At 69.3% G+C, this 20,572-nt stretch carries 20 protein-coding genes, 1 other RNA gene and 2 pseudogenes; 10 read left to right on the top strand and 13 right to left on the bottom strand.

Annotated features, from left to right (window positions below; genetic code table 11):
• Positions 1 to 451 (bottom strand): annotated as a pseudogene (locus tag JM949_RS20500) (histone); the annotation flags it as partial.
• 82 nt (positions 452 to 533) lie between these two features.
• Positions 534 to 737 (bottom strand): hypothetical protein, encoded by a 204-nt coding sequence (locus JM949_RS20495; RefSeq protein WP_109820768.1) that lies wholly within the window; start codon positions 735 to 737, stop codon positions 534 to 536.
• A 74-nt stretch (positions 738 to 811) separates the two neighbouring features.
• On the opposite strand from JM949_RS20495, the pseudogene JM949_RS37440 reads away from it, so the two are divergent.
• A pseudogene (locus tag JM949_RS37440) lies at positions 812 to 1,174 on the top strand (NUDIX domain-containing protein); the annotation flags it as partial.
• A 50-nt stretch (positions 1,175 to 1,224) separates the two neighbouring features.
• A complete protein-coding gene (locus JM949_RS37435; RefSeq protein ID WP_238433556.1) occupies positions 1,225 to 1,410 on the top strand; it encodes an NUDIX hydrolase in 186 nt (61 codons plus the stop codon).
• Here the strand turns inward: JM949_RS37435 and JM949_RS20485 are convergent.
• The 5 genes from JM949_RS20485 to JM949_RS20465 all read right to left on the bottom strand — a co-directional run bounded on the left by JM949_RS20485 (position 1,368) and on the right by JM949_RS20465 (position 6,032).
• Entirely contained in the window at positions 1,368 to 2,276 is a 909-nt protein-coding gene (locus tag JM949_RS20485) for a hypothetical protein (protein ID WP_203150010.1), read from the bottom strand. The genes JM949_RS37435 and JM949_RS20485 overlap by 43 nt on opposite strands.
• 126 nt (positions 2,277 to 2,402) lie before the next feature.
• Positions 2,403 to 2,735 (bottom strand): PadR family transcriptional regulator, encoded by a 333-nt coding sequence (locus JM949_RS20480; protein ID WP_203150009.1) that lies wholly within the window; start codon positions 2,733 to 2,735, stop codon positions 2,403 to 2,405.
• A gap of 124 nt (positions 2,736 to 2,859) precedes the next feature.
• Positions 2,860 to 3,789 (bottom strand): redoxin domain-containing protein, encoded by a 930-nt coding sequence (locus JM949_RS20475; RefSeq protein ID WP_238433555.1) that lies wholly within the window; start codon positions 3,787 to 3,789, stop codon positions 2,860 to 2,862.
• A 12-nt stretch (positions 3,790 to 3,801) separates the two neighbouring features.
• The gene (locus JM949_RS20470) at positions 3,802 to 5,025 is read right to left on the bottom strand and encodes an epoxide hydrolase family protein (RefSeq protein ID WP_203150007.1); all 1,224 of its coding nucleotides are present in this window, start codon (positions 5,023 to 5,025) and stop codon (positions 3,802 to 3,804) included.
• 191 nt (positions 5,026 to 5,216) lie between these two features.
• The gene (locus JM949_RS20465) at positions 5,217 to 6,032 is read right to left on the bottom strand and encodes an SDR family oxidoreductase (protein ID WP_203150006.1); all 816 of its coding nucleotides are present in this window, start codon (positions 6,030 to 6,032) and stop codon (positions 5,217 to 5,219) included.
• 120 nt (positions 6,033 to 6,152) lie between these two features.
• Between JM949_RS20465 and JM949_RS20460 the strand changes: the two genes are divergently transcribed.
• Together JM949_RS20460 and JM949_RS20455 are read left to right on the top strand one after the other, a co-directional pair.
• Positions 6,153 to 6,755: a TetR/AcrR family transcriptional regulator gene (locus JM949_RS20460; protein ID WP_203150005.1), complete on the top strand. Its 603-nt coding sequence runs from the start codon at positions 6,153 to 6,155 to the stop codon at positions 6,753 to 6,755.
• Between the two features lie 44 nt (positions 6,756 to 6,799).
• Positions 6,800 to 7,711, top strand: coding sequence for an expansin EXLX1 family cellulose-binding protein (locus JM949_RS20455; RefSeq protein WP_203150004.1), 912 nt, complete (start codon positions 6,800 to 6,802; stop codon positions 7,709 to 7,711).
• A gap of 931 nt (positions 7,712 to 8,642) precedes the next feature.
• Here the strand turns inward: JM949_RS20455 and JM949_RS20450 are convergent.
• Together JM949_RS20450 and JM949_RS20445 are read right to left on the bottom strand one after the other, a co-directional pair.
• Positions 8,643 to 8,918: a hypothetical protein gene (locus JM949_RS20450; RefSeq protein WP_203150003.1), complete on the bottom strand. Its 276-nt coding sequence runs from the start codon at positions 8,916 to 8,918 to the stop codon at positions 8,643 to 8,645.
• Positions 8,915 to 9,268, bottom strand: coding sequence for a hypothetical protein (locus JM949_RS20445; RefSeq protein ID WP_407664793.1), 354 nt, complete (start codon positions 9,266 to 9,268; stop codon positions 8,915 to 8,917). The genes JM949_RS20450 and JM949_RS20445 overlap by 4 nt, the downstream gene beginning before the upstream one ends.
• Positions 9,269 to 9,513: 245 nt before the next feature.
• Between JM949_RS20445 and JM949_RS20440 the strand changes: the two genes are divergently transcribed.
• The 4 genes from JM949_RS20440 to JM949_RS20425 all read left to right on the top strand — a co-directional run bounded on the left by JM949_RS20440 (position 9,514) and on the right by JM949_RS20425 (position 14,475).
• Positions 9,514 to 10,320 (top strand): helix-turn-helix domain-containing protein, encoded by an 807-nt coding sequence (locus JM949_RS20440; RefSeq protein ID WP_203150002.1) that lies wholly within the window; start codon positions 9,514 to 9,516, stop codon positions 10,318 to 10,320.
• Entirely contained in the window at positions 10,307 to 10,498 is a 192-nt protein-coding gene (locus JM949_RS20435) for a DUF397 domain-containing protein (RefSeq protein WP_203150001.1), read from the top strand. The genes JM949_RS20440 and JM949_RS20435 overlap by 14 nt, the downstream gene beginning before the upstream one ends.
• 627 nt (positions 10,499 to 11,125) lie before the next feature.
• Positions 11,126 to 11,494: a hypothetical protein gene (locus tag JM949_RS20430; RefSeq protein ID WP_203150000.1), complete on the top strand. Its 369-nt coding sequence runs from the start codon at positions 11,126 to 11,128 to the stop codon at positions 11,492 to 11,494.
• 185 nt (positions 11,495 to 11,679) lie between these two features.
• Complete coding sequence (locus JM949_RS20425) at positions 11,680 to 14,475, top strand: TIM-barrel domain-containing protein (RefSeq protein ID WP_203149999.1); 2,796 nt, start codon at positions 11,680 to 11,682, stop codon at positions 14,473 to 14,475.
• 262 nt (positions 14,476 to 14,737) lie between these two features.
• Here the strand turns inward: JM949_RS20425 and JM949_RS20420 are convergent, their stop codons facing one another.
• Complete coding sequence (locus JM949_RS20420) at positions 14,738 to 15,280, bottom strand: hypothetical protein (protein WP_203149998.1); 543 nt, start codon at positions 15,278 to 15,280, stop codon at positions 14,738 to 14,740.
• Positions 15,281 to 15,533: 253 nt separating this feature from the next.
• On the opposite strand from JM949_RS20420, the gene JM949_RS20415 reads away from it, so the two are divergent.
• Together JM949_RS20415 and JM949_RS20410 are read left to right on the top strand one after the other, a co-directional pair.
• The gene (locus JM949_RS20415; RefSeq protein WP_203149997.1) at positions 15,534 to 17,411 is read left to right on the top strand and encodes a P-loop NTPase; all 1,878 of its coding nucleotides are present in this window, start codon (positions 15,534 to 15,536) and stop codon (positions 17,409 to 17,411) included.
• Between the two features lie 235 nt (positions 17,412 to 17,646).
• Positions 17,647 to 18,111, top strand: coding sequence for a hypothetical protein (locus JM949_RS20410; RefSeq protein WP_203149996.1), 465 nt, complete (start codon positions 17,647 to 17,649; stop codon positions 18,109 to 18,111).
• Between the two features lie 136 nt (positions 18,112 to 18,247).
• On the opposite strand, the gene rnpB is transcribed toward JM949_RS20410, so the two are convergent.
• From rnpB to JM949_RS20395, 3 genes are all read right to left on the bottom strand, one after another.
• An RNA gene (rnpB, locus tag JM949_RS20405) (RNase P RNA component class A) lies at positions 18,248 to 18,663 on the bottom strand.
• 392 nt (positions 18,664 to 19,055) lie between these two features.
• Positions 19,056 to 19,589, bottom strand: a complete 534-nt coding sequence (locus JM949_RS20400; RefSeq protein ID WP_203149995.1) for a hypothetical protein — start codon at positions 19,587 to 19,589, stop codon at positions 19,056 to 19,058.
• 2 nt (positions 19,590 to 19,591) lie between these two features.
• A partial coding sequence (locus tag JM949_RS20395; protein WP_203149994.1) for a hypothetical protein occupies positions 19,592 to 20,572 on the bottom strand: 981 nt, incomplete at its 5' end.

The raw sequence follows: 20,572 nt of genomic DNA, 5'->3' as shown, positions 1-20,572 counted from the left end.
TTCCGGGCCGGGCCTTCGCCGCCGCTGTCGTCTTCTTCGCCGCCGAGCTGGTGGTCTTCGTGACGGCGCTCACCGTCTTCTTCGCCGTGCCGGTGGTCCGCTTCGCGGCGGTGGTGGTCTTCCGCGTGCTGGACGCCGGGGTGCGCTTGGCGGTGGTGTTCGTCTTGCGGGCGGCGGTCGAGGTCTTCGCCGGGGCCTTCCTGGCGGCGGTGGTGGTCTTGGTCGTCGCCTTCTTCGCGGGGGCCTTCTTCGCCGCCGTGCTGGTCTTCTTGGCGGGGGCCCGGCCCGCGCCGCCGGTCGCCTTACGGGCCGGCGCCTTCGCGGCGCCGGTGGTGGACTTGCGCACGGGGGTGGTCCGGCTCGCCGCCGTGTTCCGCTCCGCCGCGGCGGTCTTCTTCGCGGTGGTGCGCCGGGCGGCCGGGCGGGTGGTGGCCTGCTGTGCTTCGGCCATCGTGGTTCCCTCCTTGGGGACGTGCTCTCGCGTGCGTCCTCGCGGAGCACGAAATGCCTCGGCGCGAGCCGTCCCGCGCCGCCTACCTGTCCTCCCCGGCCCAACGAGCGTCCTCGGCATCCCACGCCTCGTTCCGCTCCTGCACCCGTTGCAGGGCGTTCTCCGCGTCGGCCGCCGAGTCGTACGGGCCGAGAACGTGCTTCGCCGGACACACGTCGGCGTCCGTCTCGACCCGGTGGTGCCGGGTGCACCAGTAGAACTGCCCACCACGTCCGCTGTCGCTCATGGGAATCACTGTGCACCGCGAACCGGCCGGCCGCCACCGGATCGCACAAGTCGCCGACCCTCTCCACAGTAGATATGCATGACGTCCGCCGGGCCGGAACGGCGAAACGCGTGGGGCGGAAGCACCGAGAGATGCGCAGGTCAGTCCGGCCGTGGCGGCGCGCCTATGATCATCGGATGGGCACACCTGACTACATCGTGGGGCTGCGCGAGCACGTCGGCCACGGCCTGCTCTGGCTGCCGAGCGTCAGCGCGGTGGTCCGCAACGACGCCGGTGAGCTGCTGCTCGGGCAGCGCGCCGACGACGGGCGCTGGTCGGTGATCAGCGGTTTCGTCGAGCCGGGTGAGCAGCCGGCCACCGCGCTGGTCCGCGAGGTGCGGGAGGAGACCGGCCTGGAGGTCGCGCCGGTGCGGCTGTCCAGCGCCGTCTCGCACCCGCACACCTACCCCAACGGGGACCGCTGCGAATACCTGAACCTGGGCTTCCTGTGCCGGCTGGTGGCCGGCACGCCCGGGTCAACGACGACGAGTCGCTGGCCGTGCGGTGGTTCCCGGTGGACCGGCTGCCCGAGCTGGACAAGCACGCCCTGCTCGTGCTGGCCTACGCGCTGCGGGAGAAGCCGTTGGCCGGTTACCTGGAGCCGGGCACGACGTGGGACGACGTACCCGACTGAGGGTTTTCTGCCGCCCGACCGGCAGTCACCACTGCGGACGGCGGTGCGGTCAGGCCGGCGACGACGTCGGGGCGCGCGAGGGCGACCGGCGCGGTGGGCGCGGACCGTGCCGCCCGGATCGCGTACGCCAGCGCGTAGGGCGAACAGGCCAGGTAGAACATGGGCTCCACCAGCACCTGGTCGGTGATCAGGAAGATCTCCCAGCGGGTCGGTCGGGGCAGGCCGAAGTTCCAGTCGGTCCAGCAGGAGAAGAGCCAGAGCGGTGCCGAGATCCGGTCGACGGTGTCACTGGCCGTTCCCTCGATGACGGGACCGGAGCCGGGGATGTTCCCGACGACGGAGAGGATCACGGCGAGGTCGGCGACGACGAGCGCGCCGAGGACGCCCAGCCACCAGGCAGCCCGGACCCGCCCCCGCGCGGCCAGAATCGCCGCGGCCCAGAGGACCACTGTCAGGCCGGCCAGCCAGAGCAGCAGACCGGGCACGGTGCGGGCCATCCCGTCGGGGTCGAGGGTGTACCCGGTCAGGGCCATGACCGCGCCGATCGGGAGCACCACCCCGAGCGCGATGGGCAGCGGGGCGGCGAGCGCGGTGCGCCGGGCCCGACGTGCGGCGTACGCCGCGAGGAGCGCCGCCAGCCCGGCGGTCGCAATCGACCAGATCGGCAGCTGCACCTGTGGCGGCAGCAGCAGCCCATCGCGCACCAGGTTCATCAGCAACGCGCTGGCCAGCACGATCACCGCGCCGGCGAGCGGGGACAGCAGCAGCACGGCCACCGTGCGGCCGGCCCGACCGCGCGTCACGCTCCGGTCGACGAGCGGGGTGCCGGCCCGGTGCACGGCGAGGCTCGCCGCGAAGCCGATCATCTTCGTCGTCGCCGCCCTCGGCGAGCACGTGCAGTTCGGCGGCCCACTCGCGGCGCAGGTCGTCGCGGACCTCGGCCGGCCAGCGTCGGGCGGCCAGCTCCAGCAGCAGCTCGGCGGCGCGCCGGGTCACCATGCCGGCGCTCCGGTGGGCTCGACGCCGCCCCAGGACGGGCGACCGTCGGGGATCGCGGCCCGTAAATCGGCGAACGCCTGACGGGCCTGCGTCACCCCGACGGCGGTGAGCCGGTAGTAGCGGCGGGCCGGCCGCCCGGCCGCGACGGGATCGATCTCCTCCCAGTCGGCGGCCAGCCAGCCGGCCTCGGTGAGTCGGTGCAGCACCGGATAGAGGGTGCCGCTGGGCAGGTCGGTCATCCGCATCAGGTCCAACCCGTAGCGCTGCGCGTCGGGCTCGGCGAGCAGCGCAGCGAGCACCTTCGCGACCGGAATGGTCATCCGCATCCGCCCACTCTATCGGAACTCTACATAGGGTGCGCGGTCACGGCCACGCGCAGATCTTGGACAGTTTCCGTCAGCTGGTGACGGAAACTGTCCAAGATCTGGCGGCAGGCCAACCCGGGCCGGTTCAGCCGAAGGTGAAGGCGTACGCCTCGGCGCCGGGCTCGCCGAACATGACCTCCAGGGTCCGCTCCCCGATCGGGCCGTTCTGCCGGACGAGCTGGTAGAGGCGGGCGTCCTGGAGCACGCCGTTGCCCTCGGCGTCGACGTCGACGCCCTTGGCGGGCCCAGGAGCAACCCCGTCGAGCAGCACCCGGAACGGGATCGGCCGGTTCGCCCCCGGGGCCAGCACGAGATGCGCGTCGCGGGCGTGGAACCGGAAGGCGATGCCGCTGCCGGCCCGGTCGGCCACGACGCCGGCCGACCCGATGGTCCACTCCCCCGACAGCGCCCACTGGTTGAGGCCGAGATAGTCCGGCACCCGGTAGGCGCGGCCCTGGTCCAGCGTCGGGCCGTCCGGCGAGGCGAAGTGTTCGCCCCGGTCGAAACCGAGGTACGTCTCGGGCGTACGCAGGTTGTCCCAGTCCGCCGCCGCCTCCGGTCCGACACCGTTGACTGGTACGGGAGCACGCTCGATGCCGAGCAGTTGCTGGAGCACCCGCTCGGACTGCTCGTAGCGTCCCTCGCCGAAGTGCTCATCGCGGATGACGCCGTCGGTGTCGACGAAGTAGAGCGCCGGCCAGTAGTGGTTGTCGAAGCCCCGCCAGATCGCGTAGTCGTTGTCGACGGCGACCGGGTAGTCGATCGACCGGGCCGCGACCGCCCGGCGGATCCACTCGACGTCGTGCTCGAAGTCGAACTCCGGCGTGTGCACCCCGACGACGACCAGCCCGTCGTCGCGGTAGGCCTGCGACCAGGCCCGGACGTACGGCTCCTGGCGTAGCCAGTTGATGCAGGTCAGCGTCCAGAAGTTCACCAGGACGACGCGCCCGCGCAGGTCGGCGGGGTCGAGTGGCCCGGAGTTGAGCCACTCGGCCGCCCCGTCGAGCGGGGGCATCCGCACGGCCATCTAGCGCAGCGACCGGAAGGCGGCGCGCATCTCCTCGGAGAAGAGTTGCGGCTGTTCCCAGGCCGCGAAGTGCCCGCCCCTGTCCAGCCTGTTGTAGTGGATCAGATTGGGATACGCCTGCTCGGCCCAGCTCTTGGGAGCCTGGTAGAGCTCGTCCGGGAACACGCTCACGGCAGCCGGGATCGTCACGCCCTTGGCGGCGAAGAAGGAGAGTTGGTTCTCCGCGTAGAGCCGAGCTGAGGAAACCCCGGTGTTCGTGAGCCAGTAGAGCGAGATGTTGTCGAGGAGATCCTCCGGCGTGATGCCTCGGGGCTGCCCGGCGACGGACTCGGAAATGAGCTTCAGGCTGGCGGCGTCGTGGTCGAGCATGTAGGTCGCCAGGGCGACGGGCGAGTCCGCCAACCCGGTCAGCGTCTGCGCCCGCCCCATCTCAAGGGCATAGCTGGAGTGCTTCCAGAAGAAGTCCGCCTGCTCGCACGCGCGCCTCTCGTCGTCGGAAAGGTTGGCGGGGAGCGATCCGAGCGGATTGTTCGCCCCGGTGATCCCGGATTGGAGCATCGCGTCGATCTCGGGCGGATAGACGCCCGGCATGTTTGTGTGAATGCCGATCAGTTCCGGCGGCGCCTGCAATCCCATCAGGTCGGTGATGAGCGCACCCCAGTCGCCACCCTGCGCCACGTACCGCGAGTAGCCGAGGCGCTTCATCAACTCGATCCAGGCGGTGGCGATGTGTTGCGGGTCCCAGCCGGGCATGCTCGGCTTGCCGGAGAATCCGTAGCCAGGCATCGACGGAATCACCAGGTGGAAGGCGTCCGAGGCGCTGGCGCCATGCGCGGTGGGATTGGTGAGCGGGTCGATGATTTTCATTTGCTCGATCACCGAGCCGGGCCACCCGTGCGTGATGATGAGCGGCAGGGCGCCCTCATGCTTGGACCGAATGTGGAGGAAGTGGATGTCCAGGCCGTCGATCTCGGTCATGAACTGCGGTAGGGCGTTCAGCCTCGCCTCGACCTTGCGCCAGTCGTACTCTTTCTCCCAGTAACGCGCGAGCGCCTGCATCGTCGCCAACTGCACGCCCTGCGACTGGTCCGGCACGGTTTCCTTCTCGGGCCAGCGAGTAGCGGCGATGCGCGCGCGCATGGCCTTTAGTTCCGCCTCGGGCACTTCGACCTTGAACGGCCGAATGTCGGCGGTGCCGGGTCGCGTCATGGTCTTGACAGCCATGCATGCTTCCTTTCCGTCTGGATTCGCACCTAGCGAGGAGTGGTGGAATGAAGGCCGTGGCGATACGCACGGTCTAGTCGCTGTGGATGACTGCCCGCCGTGCGGATCAGGGTGTTTCCCGGGTTGACCGCGTTCAGTCACCACCATGGGGTCGAATCCCGGCCGCCCCAAGCTGGTGGCGATACGGGCGGTCAGCGCATCCGCTCGGCGGCTCGGCTCACCTTCTCCCAGCTCGCCCAGGTGTCCATCCGTCGGCGGGAGATGTCGAATGCCAGGTCGTACACCATGCTGCCGAGCAGGAGCCGCAGCGGCGGGTCGTCGCTGTCGACCAGCCGCAGCAGCGCCTCGGCGGCCAGCCGGGGTGCACTGTCGATCGAGCCCTCCGCCCACTGCCGTTCCAGTTCGGCGCGCAGCGGCGCGTAGGCCTCCAGCGCGCTGGTGGCGCTGATGCTGGTGTAGAGGTCGGTCCAGTAGCCGCCGGGCTGCACGATGCTGACCGTGATGTCGAAGGCCGCCGCCTCCATCGCCAGCGCCTCGCTCATGCCTTCCAGCGCGAACTTGCTCGCGCTGTACATACCGGTGCTGGGGAAGCCACCGAGCGCGGCGATGCTGGAGACCTGCACGATGTGGCCGGATCGCTGGGCGCGCAGGTGCGGCAGCACGGCCTGACTGACCCAGAGCGCGCCGAAGAAGTTCACCTCGAACTGGGCCCGCGCCTCGGCCTCGGTGAACTCCTCGACCATGCCCATGGACAGGGTGCCGGCGTTGTTGACGACGATGTCGAGCCGTCCGAAGTGCGCGACGGCGGTGGCCACGGCGGTGTTGACCGCCGTCCGGTCGGTCACGTCGAGCGGGAGCGCCAGCAGCCGGCCGGCGTGCCGTTCGTCGAAGTCGGTCTGGGTGATCGTCCGGGACGCGGCGACCACCCGGTCGCCACGGCCGAGCGCGGCGTCGGCGAAGGCACGGCCCAGGCCACGGCTGGCACCGGTGATGAACCAGGTACGCATGGAAACTCCGTTTCGCTACGAGACGAGACGGTCCGTCTCGTTGTGATCGGAGACTAGTCAGAGGTCGCCGCAGTCGTCAAGACGAGACGGTTCGTCTCGCCTCTGCTATGGTCGTGCGTCATGACGCCCAACACGGCCCGCCGCAGCGAGACGTCCCGGCGCGCCATCCTCACCGCAGCCTTCGACCTGCTTCAGGAGATCGGGTACGCGAAGCTCAGCATCGAGGGCATCGCCACCCGCGCCGGCGTCGGCAAACAGACCATCTACCGCTGGTGGCCGTCCAAGGGCGCTGTCATCTTCGACGCGTTCCTCCTGCTCAGCGAGGGCACCGACGGCGGACCGCCGACGCTGCCGGACACGGGCGACCTGGTGGCGGACCTGACCCTGGTGCTGCGCGCCACTGTCGACGAGATGAACGACCCCCGGTACGAGCAACCGATGCGCGCGCTGGCCACCGAGATCACGCTCGACCCCGAGCTGGCGGCGGCCTACGCCGAACGGTTGGACGGGCCGCTGCGGGAGGCCAAGCGGCAACGCCTCCGGAGCGCCCAGCGGGCTGGGCAACTCGCCGACGACGTCGACCTCGACGTGGCCGTCGACCTGATCTGGGGGCCCGTGCTGAACCGGTGGCTCTACCGCAGTGCACCGCTCACCGCCGAGTACGCCGACCTCGTCGTCAGCACCGCGCTCAACGGACTGCGCCCCGACCGATCCGGCGAGTAACTTCCTTTGCGCTGGCCCGGCATCGTGCGGCAACATCAGGCGCCGTGACGGCACCAGGCACGGAACCCGGAAACGACACCCCGGCCAGCACGCCCCGGTCGAGTCGGCGGGTCCGGCACTGGTTGGCCGGTGCCGGGGTCGCCACCCTGGCGGCCGTACTCGGCATCACCCTCGCCGTCCGTGGCGGCGCCACCCCGGCCTGCGCCGCGCCACCGTCGGGGAACACCGTCCACAAGGGGAAGGCCAGCTTCTACGACGCGGGCCGCTCGGGTGGCAACTGCTCCTTCCCCGGCCCGCCGGCGGACCGGCTCTACGTGGCTCTCGGCGCATCCCAGTACGCCGGATCGGCGGCCTGCGGCAGCTTCCTCGAGGTGACCGGCCCGAAGGGCAAGGTCCGGGTGATGGTGATGGACCAGTGCGGCGGCTGCGGAACCAGCAAGATCGACCTCTCCACCGAGGCGTTCAGCAAGATCGCCGACCGCTCGCAGGGCATCGCTTCCGTGACGTACCGGGCGGTGGTGAACCCGCCGCTCGACGGAGGCCTCACCTTCCGGCTCAAGGGCGGCGCCTCGCGGTACTGGTTCGCGGTGCAGGTCGGCAACCACGGCAACCCGCTGCGCTCGGTCGAGGCGAAGGGAACGAGCGGCGGCTTCCGCAAGGCCGCCCGGCAGAGCGACAACTACTGGACCATCGACGGCGGCATCGGCCCCGGGCCTTTCACCATCAGGGTCACCGACGGGTACGGACACCAGGCGACCGCCACCGGCGTCAAACTGGTCACGAAGCAGGTGCAGCGCTCCTCGGTCTCGCTCGTCAGCCCGGCCACACCGAGCAGTTCGCCCTCGGCCTCGCCACCTGCGGTATCGCCCACGCCGACGCCAACCGAGTCGGCCGCGCCGACGGCGACAGTCGAAGCGCTCGCCGGGCCCGCCCCGCTCGACGCCCCGCACTGCTGACCGAGCCCGATGGCGACGACCGCCGCCGTGCCGAGGATCGCGGTGTCGGTCGCCGACATGGCCTGGAAGTCGTTCGCCAGGAGGATTCCGACAAGCGCGGCGGCGATCAGCAACGGAACCAGCCAGGACCGCCGGAGGCGACGGCGGTGCGCGACGAAACCGTCGAGCCAGTCCTCCTCGGTGAGGGTGTAGGCGAGTTCGACCGGGCCGACAATGACCTGCTCCGCTGACACGAGGGGGCAGCCTAGGCCGGCCGCGCCAGCCATGCCTCGGCGGCGGGCCGCAGCCCGCCGCCTTCGGTCCATGGGTCAAGAATCGCCGGTACGCCGGGTCCTAGGCGTCCCGCACCAGGCGTACGCAGCTGTAGGCGACATACCCGAAACACCCCAGGCAATCGGGGTGCACCTTGATCCATTTGTTGCCGCCACCGCAGGCCGAGTAGGAGCCGCCGGAGACATTGGAGCATTCCGAGGGGGCCCACGTCTCGGAGCGGAGAACACCGTCAGTCTCATGGTTCGTACCCGCACCGAGGCGGATGTTGATGTTGCCCATTCCAGCCTTCGGCGTCACCGCACAGGACGCCGCAACCTGCTTCACGGACCGGTTCGGGTCGGCAGCCTGACCTGGCGCGCCGGTCGCCAACAGCAGCGTCCCGACGACCAGGGCGACGACCCCCGAATTCCTCATCCCCGTTCGAAATCGCATAGGTCTTCCCCTCCACGTGGTGTGTCGTTGATTGACATCCTTGTATTGATGGAGGCTCGGCGTAACAACAATGTCGCGTCCGGGACAAGGAGCATTCTTGACAGTGCGATTTGGTGTCGGCGCCTGAGCTGGTGGTCAGTTCCGAGTCCCGCCCGTTTCCAAGGGATGTGTCTGAGCCGAAGAGCGCGGGCATCCCGCCGGCTCGACGAGTGATCCGCCCGGTGTTTCAGCGTCGAGGCGACCGGCGCGGCCGGCGGGCCACTGACAACCATCCCAGGAACCGGGCGTGCATCGCGGGCAGGTCCGGGCGCAGGCCCAGGCGGTACCCGTCGTCGATCGCGTCGTGCATCGACGCGGCGAGGTAGAACGCCAGCGCGATCGAATGGCCGTAATACTCGGCGGTGAGGTCGAGCTGCGCCGGACCGCACGGCCAGGGCGCGGCGCAGTTGCGACACAGCCACGCCGGGCGCATCGGCAGGTGAGGGCGCGGGCGGGCGGTCATCCGACCCGCACCGCACCCCGGCGGACCGACCGGCGGGTGGCGCGCTTCGCCGGCGGGGTGGGCAGGGCCCGCAACCGCACGCCCGCCCGCAGCACGTACAGCTCCCGTCGCGCCACCGCGTCGCCCGCCGCGTTCAGCTCGTACCCCTCGATCCACACCCACCCGTGGTAGGTGTGCAATTCGGGCAGCTCGCGGATCACGCGCACGAAGATCGGGCGCAGAAACTGCACACTCGCGGCGGTGGTCAGGTAGACCACATCGCCGGCCTTCATCTTCTCCACCACCGCGCCGCACGCCGGGTTGGATGGCGCGCCCGCCGGCGTGGGCTGATCGGACTTGTCGTCGGGCACGGCCTTCCCCTTTGGTGCTGTTGTTGGGAAGAGGCCGCTCCCGTGAGTGCTCGCCCATCGGGAGCGGCCCCGCTACGAGCGCGACCCCTGGCCTCGTGGGCCCCCCTGTCATGCCGCCTGGTGACACTCTGCTGTGGGGACGACTACGCTCGGAAGGTTCTTTGGGCGTCCGGGTTTGATCTGGCCGAACAGGCCGAAGACATGTGGCGCCCCGGGCAGTCGATCTCCGAGTTGAGGAGGAATGAATGGGTGATGTGCCGAGCCCGCTCGCGGACTTCATCGTGGGCGAGATCCGCCGCGCTCGCGGGGCATCCGGGATGACACAGGAGTCGTTCGGCCGGGCGGCGGGCTTCAGCGCATCGCACGTCAGCGCCGTGGAGAGCGGCACCCGGGCGCTGACGATGGACTTCATCAAGGGCACGGACCGGGCGCTGAACAGCGGCGGGCTCTTCGAGCGCCTGGCGACGAAGTTCGGTGCACCGTCGTGGTTCCTGCCCTGGCTGGACGCCGAGCGTCGGGCGACACAGCTCCGCTACTTCGAGCCCAACCTGATCCCGGGCCTACTCCAGGTAGAGCATTACGCCCGCACAGTACTGCGAACGGTCGAAAGCCTCACCGACGAAGAGGTTGAGCAACGCGTCGAGGCGCGCATGAGCCGGCAAACAATCCTGACCGGTGAGCACCGGCCACAGTTTGTCGCGGTGCTGGACGAAGCCGCGATCCGGCGGACCGGCGATGGCCTCGGTGGAATCATGGCCCAACAGGTCGCCCACCTGGTCGAGATGGCCGAGCTTCCGCACGTGCACGTCCATGTCATCCCGATCGGCAGCGGCCTGCACATCGGGCTGTCCGGGCCGTTCGCGCTAGCCCGTTCCGACGAGGGTGTATGGGTCGGGCACCTCGAAAACCAGCTTGGCGGGGAGGTCATCGACAAGGACGATGATGTGGCTACGCTGCAGGCGAGGTGGGAGAGCGTCCGCAACGAGGCGCTACCTCGCCGGCAGTCCATCGACCTATTGAAGGAAGTGGAGAGCCATCATGGACCTCAGTGACGCGCAGTGGCGTAAGTCCACCCGTAGCGGCGCGAGCGGCGGGAACTGCGTCGAGGTTGCCGACAACCTGCCCGGCGTTGTCGGCGTCCGGGACAGCAAGGACCCCACCGGCCCGGCGTTGACCTTCGACCCGGCAGCCTGGCGAGCGTTCGTCGCCCGGGTCTCCGAGCGGCCGTAAGCACTGCCACTCCGCACGATCTGTGTCGAACGCACCTGGCCGCCTTTTCGGTCCCGGGCAGCGGAAGCCCGCGACCATCCGGCCGTACGATCCCCCGGTGATCTCGAATTCGTTCGATCTGCGCGGCGGGCTCACCTACGTCGACCGCCGGTGACCGCCGTCGCCTTCGAGGTAGCGGGACGCGACCAGGTCCTGCTCTTCTGGACTCCCCGCGCGGGTGCGCTGCTGAGCAGTGCTGTCGGCGCGACGACCCCGAAGCCGACAGTTCGGGTCGCGACCGAAGCCCAGCGGGCGGGGCCCGATTGGAACGGGCATCGGCCCGGTCGTACCTCAGACGTTTTAGCTGTTGATGGCAGTCATCATGGTGGTGGCGGTATTACCGCGCGCGGCGCTTCTCCGGCCGCTACCGCCTCTTCGGGTGTGGTGCCACGAGACATCGCCCTGGCCACAGCCTCGGTACGCCGCTCTTCGATCTTTTCCCTCTTCCCGGGTGTGGGCCGCGGCGCACTGGTCGATGCGGACGGTGACCGTCGTCGAAGCTGCCGGACGACCAGGCCTGGAAGATGCCGGGGCTCCGCCCGAAATCCGGCCCCTCAGGATGTCGCCGGCACTGGCAGACTCCCCGGCATGAGCTACGACCTGGCGGTGTGGGAGGGCGACATGCCCGCCGACGACGAAGCGGCCGGTGCGGCGTACGACGCCTTGTACGAGCGGTACTTCGAGAGCGAGGAACAGCCGCCGACACCGCGTATCCAGGCCTACCTCGAAGTGGTGGCGGCCCGATGGCCCGACCTGTACGGCCACGACGCCGAGGTCTACCCCCTGTCGAACGGCCTTGTCGATGAGGCGTCCGGTCCGATGCTCTATTTCACGATCCCGTTCAGCCGGGCCGACGAGGTTTCCGCTGAGGCGGCACGGATGGCCGCCGACCACGGGCTCGTCTGTTACGACCCGCAGTCGGAACACCTTCGCCCCGCAGCCGGTCACCTCGGGTAGCTACCACCGCCGCGCTCCTCCCCCCGTACCCGCCGTACCACCGGCGGTGACGGAACGCCGTACCTCTGAGCTGGTCGTGCGGAAGAGAGAGAAGGGACACCCTCCGAGGCCTGTTGACATGCGTTTCCGGCAAGTGACAGCGTTGTCATCGACTCATTTCCTCCATTTGAGACGAGGAGCGCATCTTGCTCTATCGGCACTCACAGCGCCGCCGCGCGACAGCAGCCGCCGCGGCCGGCATTCTCATCACCGGGCTGGCGCTCGCTCCGTCCGCGCCGGCCCAGGCCAGCCGCGACAAGGCGAAAGACGGGGCCGTACGCTCGGGCAACGCACGTTTCGAGGTGCTGTCCCCGACGCTGATCCGCACCGAGTACCAGAAGGACGGCACGTTCACCGACGCCGCCACGTTCAACGCCATCGGGCGCGATGATTTCCCCCGTACGCGTTTCACCAAGCACGTCGAGCACGGCTGGCTCACCATCGACACCGGCGCGATGACGTTGCGTTACCGGGTCGGCTCGGGCGCGTTCACCGCCGACAACCTCACCGTGCAGCTCAAGACCGGTAAGCAGGTCGTGCAGGGCCGACCCTGGGCCGGCCACACTGCCCCGGACTGCGCGTTCGGCGCGCTCTGCGAGGCCGAATCGCTGCAACTGAACGGCCCCGGCGTGGCCACCGACCACCGGGGATTCACCGGGCGCGGCTTCGCGGCCGGTTTCGCCTCGTCCGGTGACTCGGTCACCTTCGCGCTCGACGCGCCAGCAGGCGGCACGAAGCAGCTCACCGTCCGGTACGCCAACAGCACCGGCGGCGACGGCCAGAACGTGGCCCGCACCCTCACGGTTCAGGTCGACGGCGACGCCGGCCACACCCTGACGCTGCCGCCCACCGCGAACTGGGACACCTGGGGCACGGCCAGCGTGCCGGTCGACCTCACCGCCGGCCGACACGAGATCAGGGTCGTGCGGGGACCCAACGACTCCGGCAACGTGAACATCGACAGCCTCGCGGTGGTCAACCCGGGTGATGCGTACCCGGCGCCGGCCACGCCCCAGCCGCAGCCGCTGCGGTTCGGCACGCTGGGAGAGGCCGAGACCGGCGCGCTGACCGGCGGCGCGCGGCCCGCGAACGACCACAACGGCGCTTCCGGTACGGGATTCCTGGCCGGCCTGGAAAGCACCAGCTCCGCCGACACGCTCACCGTGACGGACGTTCCATCCGCGGGTGACTACCAGGTGCAGATCCGCTACGCCAACGGCCAGGCCGGCTCCCAGCCGAGCCAGGCGCGCACCATGTCGGTCACCGCCGGGACGGCGGCGCCCGTCACGGCGACCCTGCCGCCGACCAGCGGGTGGGACTACTGGAACACCGTCTCCGTCCCGGTGCACCTCGACCGCGGCACCAACACCGTGACGCTGGGCTGCCCCACGGACGCCAGTTGCAACGTCAACGTCGACACCGTCGCCGTCACGGGCAAGGACTCCCCGCTGCTCGCCCCGCACGCACCGCTCGGCGGCTACCGCCGGGGCCTGGACGGCGTGTCCGGTGCCGCGCTCACCGCCCCGGGCCTGCTCTACCAGGACGGCTGGTACCTGCTCGACGACTCGGCCTCGGCCCTGAGCAACACCAAGCCCCGGCCCGCCGCCGAGCAGGACGGCTACGTCTTCGGGTACGGGCAGGACTTCAACCGTGGTCTGCGGGACCTGTCGACCCTGACCGGGCCCACCAAGCTGCTGCCCGAATGGGCGTACGGGGTGTGGTACTCCGAGTACTACGACCGCACCGCGACCGAGTTCCAGAACCTGGTGAACCGGGCCAAGGCCGAGGGTGTGCCGATGGACGTGCTCGTCCTCGACACGGACATCAAGGCGCCGGACAAGTGGAACGGCTGGAGCATCGACCCCACCCGGATCCCCGACCCGAAGGCGTTCTTCGACTGGGCCAAGAAGCAGGGCCTGCACACCGGCATCAACATCCACCCGAGCATCCTCGGCTCAGACCCGAAGTTCGCGCAGGCGCAGGCCACCGCGAAGGGCAAGCTACAGCGCGTCGGCTGCAACGGCGGGCCCGACTGCTACGCGTTCGACTTCGGCGACCCCGACCAGCTCACTGCGTACATGCAGCTGCACGACGGGATGCTGCCGAAGGGCAGCAAGGGCCCGGACTTCTGGTGGCTGGACTGGTGCTGCGACAACACGAAGTCCTCCCTCGCCGGGGTGACCGGGGACGCGTGGATCAACCAGCAGTACGCCGACAAGACCGGCTTCGCGTTCTCCCGGGCGTACGGCTCGTTGCAGGCCGGCGGTTACAGCAGCCCGACCCCGGTGTCGACCGGACCGTGGGCCGACAAGCGCACCACGCTGCACTTCACCGGCGACACCACCTCCAACTGGCAAACCCTCCAGATGGAGGTCGGCTACACCCCGGGCGAGTCGGCCGCGACCGGGCTGGCCGCGGTCAGCCACGACATCGGCGGGCACACGGGCGGTCTGCAGGAGCCGGGCGGCGAGCCGGGCAGCACCAAACTGCCCGACGACCTCTACGCCCGGTGGGTCCAGTTCGGCACGTTCCAGCCGATCGACCGGCTGCACTCCAACCACAGCGACCGGCTGCCCTGGCAGTACGGCCCGGCGGCGAACGCGTCGGCCAAGAAGTTCCTGAACCTGCGGAAGCAGCTGCAGCCGTACACCTACGCCGCCGCCAAGGAGGCCACCCGCACGGGTACCCCCATCGTCCGCCCGATGTACCTGGCGTACCCGAATGAGCAGGCCGCGTACGCCACCGCCGGCTCGCAGTACCTCTACGGCCCGGACTACCTGGTGGCACCGGTGACGACGGCCGGCACCACCGCCACGACGTCGGTGTGGTTCCCGCCGGGCAACAGCTGGACCGACATCTTCACCGGGAAGACGTACCGGGGCGGCACCACGCAGAACATCACCACCACGCTGGACACCATGCCGGTGTTCAAGAAGCACTGACGGTCGCCAGCCCCTGCGGGGTTGGCTTCCAGAGATCCGGACACCGGCCGGGTGGGGCAACCCACCCGGCCGGTTCGTTTGGTTGGCTCAACTCCGTGTCGGTGGAGCCGGCGGGCCAGCGACAACCAGCCGAGGGACGCGACCAGGTTCTGCTCCTCTGGACTCCGCGCGTTGGCGCGGTCCTGCGGGAACTCGCCGAACTCGGCTGGGATGCCGAAGACAGCGGGCCCTGAGCCTCACGCCGTGCTGCGGCCCGGACTGATCAGCACTCGTCCTTACCGAGGCCGGCGAACTCCTCCATGGATACGCTCCTCCGTGCCTCGCCGTTCTCCACGATCTCGGTGATCAGAACCGATCCGGGCCGCAGGCCCTCCAGCTCAGCGAGCCAGAAGGTCACCGAACGCATGGTGAAGCTGTTGTTGCTGCCAACTCCGTACATCCGGAAAGCCGGGTACGGGCGAGGAGCCGGGTCCGGCAGAAAGCCCTCCAGGCGCACCGTGGTCGGCGAGGTCGCGGCGCGCGGCACGGCGTAGTCCCGCCCCGGCCAGTAGGGCCAACTCGCGGAGGTCGGCGCGTCAGACGGGGAGGGCGAGATCGAGTCCCGTTCCGCGAAGAACACCACAACCTCTGGCGGGCGGTCCGCGCACCAGGCCAGAACCGCGAGGGGCTGACCGTCGGCGTCCACCGTCACGCCGGTGATGCCTTTGATCACCGGCGTGCAAGCGGTCAACCCAGCCGACACGAGCATGGCAGCGGCCAGCGAAGCGAAAATCCGCGGCGCCTTCATCAGCATGCGAGCGGCCATGCCCCGACGGTCGCAGCGCAGCGTCAACCCGCGACCCCGACCGGATAACAGGATGACGACGATTAGTGACGGGCCGGCCACAGTGCTCAGCAAGCGCCAGGGCGTGCGGCCTCTGCGGCAACCTCGGCGCCAATGTTGTCGCCTCGTGTCGTGACACCTATCCGGTGTTGTCGCGTTCGGCTAGCGTGCCACTGTGAGTGACGACGTAAGGTACTCGTTCGCCGACACTTTTGTCAGAGGCCAGCGAGGGAGCATGGCCGGATGGGTCGAGCTCACCACCGACTCACTCCGAGCGGTACAGCCTCCGCCGTCGCTGACCCCGTACTTCAATGGCGCGGATCCGGACTGGTCCACCGTCGCCTCGTCGGCGCTACAGCCGAGGGCTCTGGTCGACAAGCTCCTCGCACGTACCCGGGCCCGCGTCAGCAGTGGTACGTGCGGCATCGAGCTGCTTCGTGGCCCGACTGGCGAAGGCAAGTCGACCGCGTTGCTGCAAGCGGTCTCCGCGCTGGTCTCCGAGACGCCCGCCCCTGTCGTGTGGTGGCGGCAGTCGCCGAAGGCCGAGCTGGATTGGGCCGTTGTCGAGGGCGAGCTGGCAAATGGCAGAGCTGTAGTCATCGGCGCCGACGATGCCGAAACACTGATCGGCTCAATCCAGACGGGCCTGGCCGACTTTCCGGTGGTCTGGCACCGTCCGTTGCAGCTGCTTCTCGCCGCGCGAGAAGCAGACTGGACCCGAACCTGGAAGACGCACCGCCTGAAGGTAGATCCGACGACGACCTGGAGGCGACGGGTCTTTCTCCAGGACCAGCACGGCTTCGGAGCCCTCACGCCCGAGGACGCCGCCGGTATCGTCAAGGCGTGGCACGCCAGTGGCGATTTGGGCGAGGTAGGGCCGGACGAGCTGACCTCGCTCGCCACTGCACTCGCCGAGGCCAGCACTACGATCGGCCGGCGCGGCGGCGCGTTGCTCGGCGCACTGTTGAAGACTCGGTTCACTCCTGAAGGCCTCCAGAGCCACCTGGCAAGCCTGCTTGCCGACCTCGCCGAGGACACACTGCCAAGCACGCTCACGCTTGCCGAAGTCCTCGCTGTCATCAGCGCGTCCGACGTCGCGGAGCTGGACGGCATCCCGCGCGAGATCGTCGCCGACCTTGCCGGCGTTGACCAGGCCGATCTGCACCGACAGGTCGAGATGCGCCTGGGCCGGGAGGCGCTGGTCGGCGCCAGTGGGGACCTGCTGCACGGGCGGCATCCGCTGGTGTCGCAGACGATCTTCAACCTGCTGCTCAGCTCGGACACCGATATCGCGTTTGAGCCGGCGCTCGCACAGTTGCTGGAGAGCACGGTGCGGCAGGGCGCGGCCCATGGTTACCGCGAGGGGTACGGGCTGCTGCTCAACCTCGGCCCTCGACTGCGCCGAGCGCCGGTGTCTGCCGACACGCAGCCGCAGCTGGACGGTATCGCGGAACGGTACGCGCGGCGCTGCGTGGAGCACCAACCGCACATGTTGAGTAATGCGGTTGGCCTTTCCGCTCTAATGCGCGAGACGAACCGGGCGCAGAAGGCGGTGAACGAGGTGTGGGAACCGATCCTCGACCGGCTGGCGACGCCTAGCGAATGGCACGACTGGCCTACTCGTGCCCGCGGCGCCATGAGGGAGTTCGCGACCGCCGTCGGCGAGGCCGGTGACGCCGCAACGGCCCTCCTCGCATTCGCGATCTCGCTGAGCGACGCGTGCGCACCCGAACGCTTGACGCCAAGGAACCTCGCGATCTCGTTCAACGGGCTCGCACTGGACTCCGGGCTGGTGTACGACGCCAAGCCGAACGACCAGCTCAAAGCCATGATGGTGAGCGCGCACGCCTGCCTCGCCGCCGTCCTGAGCAGTCGGGCCCGAGAACTCGGCTACACCAGGCGGTATTTGACCAAACGTGGGCTCGCGGTGCCGCAAGCCTCGGCATACCGCGGACCTGAGCCGCTCGTCCAGCTCATCCAGGACGCGGTCGTGGCCAGCGAAGCTCGCGTCGGCGAACTGGGCCGACGGCTGCTCGCAGCGTTCCCGGCTGTCGCCTTCACCATGTTGACCGCAGAGCTGGCCCACCTCGGGGCGCGGCGAGGCTCGGCGTGACCGCCCGGGTGCACCCGATAGCGCTCATGGCGGTCGCGGTCGCCGGATGCGGCCTCTTCATAGCCGTCATGTCCGCGGTCGGCGACGCCTCGTACGCCGCACCCGCACCGTTGCCGGCGACTACCCCGTCGGGGCCGGTCGTGACGCAGGCGCGATCCCGGGCGGCGGAACCGTCCAGGTCATCGTGCCGGCACCGGCTCAGCCCGGGCTCGGCCTCAAAGACGTGCTCATACCCTTGGGCACTGTCCTGGGCGCCGCGGCCGGCGTCGGCGGCGCGATCGGCGCGGCCACCGTCGCGGCCCGCAACCAGTTGCAACGCACGAAGCAAGAACAGGAGTACGACCGACAGCAACAGGCCCAACTGGACGAGCGACAACGCATGGATGCTGTCGCATCGACCGCATCGGCGTCGTTCGAGAAGGTCGTGATCGCCGCGGCGCTCAACCAGGCGGCCTGGCAGCAGCCCGACGGTACCGCGGCTCGACAGGCGGCCCAGCTCGCCGTGGCCCAGGCGTACGCGGCGAGCGAACTGTTCGGCGAAGCAGAGACCTTGCGGCTGGTGGCCGGGTACGCGAAGCCGGCGAACGATGCGATGGCGGCGACCGCAAGGAGCAGGGCGAACGAACAACTCGCCGCCTGCGCCGAGCGCTACGGCTCACTCATGCAGTATCTGGGTCGCAGGCTGCAGCTAGCACGGTAGGTATGAACTGCCTCTCGAAGCGCCTCCGCTAGTCCGATTGACTCGGGCCAAGGCGGTCGTTGCGGCAACGTGCCGTGGCGGCCGGCACGGTGGTTCGCGTTTGTGGAACTTGCATCGAGGCTGACCTGGTGGGCGACGGACGAGTCGACCTGTACGCCGGATTCTGTGCGCGACGCGTACCCCGAAGGGTTTGCGCCGGCGGCGGCCATCCATCTCGGCCTGCCGTTGCCGGCAGGCTCCAGCGGCCTACCCGCAGACATCGGGCGGGCAGCCCTCAAGCGTCTGCGCCGGGTCGTCATCTTGCGGTGACGGCCCTTGCTTGGCCTTGCTCCGGGTGGGGTTTACCGAGCCACCCCGGTCACCCGGGGTGCTGGTGGGCTCTTACCCCACCGTTTCACCCTTACCGTCCCCGTTGGGGTCGGCGGTCTGTTTTCTGTGGCACTTTCCCGCGGGTCGCCCCGGGTTGCCGTTAACAACCACCCTGCCCTGTGGAGTCCGGACGTTCCTCGGCGGCGGGCCGGAGCCCGCCGACGCGACCGCCCGGTCGACTCGTCCGTCGCGCCTCCATCCTAACGGCGTGGTGGGGACGCCCCATTCCGCCCCGGCTGGGCTGGGCTGGGCTGGGCTGGGCTGGGCTGATGACGATCGCGGACCGGCGCGGCCGACGACGAAAACGAGACGGCCGGGACGACGCAGGAACAACGCGCCGCCAGCAGGACATGCCCCACCGATGCGGTACGCCTGATCCGACCGAAGACTGAGCCGGTAGCCCGCACCCCCGGAAGGGCCGGACCGCGCCGGGCGCGACCGGTTCCGCGCTCGTCGGCCACGGCAGCGGTGTGGCCGGCGGGCGAGATCGACCTGACGGCGGCCGCGGGCAGCGGCGCCACGCTCAATCGTGGCGCCGCTGCCCACGGATCAGGAGCAGATGACGTGATCACCCATCAGCGATACCGGGTCAGCTGCTCCGCCGCGATGTCGACGCCGGTGGTTGTGGACGCCTCATAGACGTCCCCGAGCCGCAGCGCGGGAAAGTCCTCCCGCTGGTATTCGGAGATCAACGAGAACATGACCTTGCCATCCGGTATCCAGAACTGTTCGAGGGAAGCCACATTCACCCGGCTGACGTGATAGATCTCCACGCCCGCGCTGACGAGCCGGTTGGCCACCTCCTCGAACGGCACACGGGGCGGGAAGCTCCCGTACCGGCTGCCGATCGCCTCGGGGATCATGTCGTCGAACCGATGCAACTGTCCGGGGCGGACGTTGACGGAGTCACAGACCCACTCGCCCGACCCGTCATAGAAGTTGGCGTCGACGAACCCGAACTGCCGCACCAGGTGGCGATCGGTCCACGATGCCTCATGGAAGTCGGACCCCAGTACGCCCGGCCAGTCGTCCGGACCGGAGCCGAGACCGACGCCAAGGACCGTGCCGGTGACCGCAAAGTCAGCGAAGAAATCCAGATGCGAGGACATTCCTAGTCCACACCCAGCTTCCGGAGTCGGTAGCAGACCTGCTTCATCCGAACGATCATGTTGGGGTCATTGACCTTGAGCACTCCCGCCTTGATCTGATCGAGAGCGCCTTCGGTGTTGTTCAGCAACTTCGTCCGCCCGGCCCGCGAGCTCATGAGGTAATCGATGGCCGTTTGGATGTGCTGCTGACTGGGCATCTTACCGTTGGCGTTGATCGGGAAGCCGACCAGGTTGCCGTTCTTGTCGACGCCGATGCTGACCTCGGAGCGGTCGTCCATGTTGAGGTGCGGACCCTTGGTGCCGTAGTCCCCGGAGACCTGCCCGACGTGGTCCACCTGGCACTTCTTCGGCGCTGCCGCGAAGCCGGGAACCGCCACGGCCGCGAGTCTGAGACCCGGCAGCGGGATCTCACAGACCTCGAGATTCGGCCGACGGGCCGCCCGGGCGTCCTGGATGGTCTTTGCGGTTCGCTCCAGGACCTTCCTGGCCTTCGACGCCTCTTCGAAGAACTTGCTGATGCCGTTGACCACCTTCAGGATCGCCTTCGACACCGCGGGCGCCTTCCCGATGGCGAACGCGAACGAACCGACATCGACCAGTGCCCACAGGCAAGTGCCGACGTCCCCGGTCTTGACACAGTTGACGATGTTGTCGACGCCGAGGAGCGTCAGCAGAATGTCGGCGCTGTTCTCGACCAACCATTGCCCCACCGTCTTGTTGGCGGAGGCGAGCGCCGCGCGGTATTCGTCCAACGCGGCCTGGCCGCCCTGGTCGAACACGGCCTGTTCGTCGTCGACCAGCGCACCGTTCGCATTGTTGGTGAGATCGTTCTGCCGGGTGGCTGCGTCTTCCAGCCGCTGTTTCTCCACGGCGATCTGCTTGGCCTCGGCCGCCGCGGCGGCGGCCTCGCTGGCGGACTTCCCGGCCGCGACGGCGTCCGCGCGGGCCTGGGCGGCGGACGCCGCGGCCTGGTCGGCGAAGGA

This window comes from Micromonospora tarensis (genome assembly GCF_016803395.1).
Classification (GTDB): domain Bacteria; phylum Actinomycetota; class Actinomycetes; order Mycobacteriales; family Micromonosporaceae; genus Micromonospora; species Micromonospora tarensis.
This window is presented reverse-complemented; position numbering and strand designations above follow the sequence as displayed.

Bases quoted from the DNA above. Each gene is read 5' to 3' on its own strand.
- JM949_RS20495 (WP_109820768.1), bottom strand. From the start codon at position 737: ATGAGCGACAGCGGACGTGGTGGGCAGTTCTACTGGTGCACCCGGCAC.
- JM949_RS20485 (WP_203150010.1), bottom strand. From the start codon at position 2,276: ATGATCGGCTTCGCGGCGAGCCTCGCCGTGCACCGGGCCGGCACCCCG.
- JM949_RS20480 (WP_203150009.1), bottom strand. From the start codon at position 2,735: ATGCGGATGACCATTCCGGTCGCGAAGGTGCTCGCTGCGCTGCTCGCC.
- JM949_RS20475 (WP_238433555.1), bottom strand. From the start codon at position 3,789: ATGCCCCCGCTCGACGGGGCGGCCGAGTGGCTCAACTCCGGGCCACTC.
- JM949_RS20470 (WP_203150007.1), bottom strand. From the start codon at position 5,025: ATGGCTGTCAAGACCATGACGCGACCCGGCACCGCCGACATTCGGCCG.
- JM949_RS20465 (WP_203150006.1), bottom strand. From the start codon at position 6,032: ATGCGTACCTGGTTCATCACCGGTGCCAGCCGTGGCCTGGGCCGTGCC.
- JM949_RS20460 (WP_203150005.1), top strand. From the start codon at position 6,153: ATGACGCCCAACACGGCCCGCCGCAGCGAGACGTCCCGGCGCGCCATC.
- JM949_RS20450 (WP_203150003.1), bottom strand. From the start codon at position 8,918: ATGACCGCCCGCCCGCGCCCTCACCTGCCGATGCGCCCGGCGTGGCTG.
- JM949_RS20440 (WP_203150002.1), top strand. From the start codon at position 9,514: ATGGGTGATGTGCCGAGCCCGCTCGCGGACTTCATCGTGGGCGAGATC.
- JM949_RS20435 (WP_203150001.1), top strand. From the start codon at position 10,307: ATGGACCTCAGTGACGCGCAGTGGCGTAAGTCCACCCGTAGCGGCGCG.
- JM949_RS20430 (WP_203150000.1), top strand. From the start codon at position 11,126: ATGAGCTACGACCTGGCGGTGTGGGAGGGCGACATGCCCGCCGACGAC.
- JM949_RS20420 (WP_203149998.1), bottom strand. From the start codon at position 15,280: ATGGCCGCTCGCATGCTGATGAAGGCGCCGCGGATTTTCGCTTCGCTG.
- JM949_RS20415 (WP_203149997.1), top strand. From the start codon at position 15,534: ATGGCCGGATGGGTCGAGCTCACCACCGACTCACTCCGAGCGGTACAG.
- JM949_RS20400 (WP_203149995.1), bottom strand. From the start codon at position 19,589: ATGTCCTCGCATCTGGATTTCTTCGCTGACTTTGCGGTCACCGGCACG.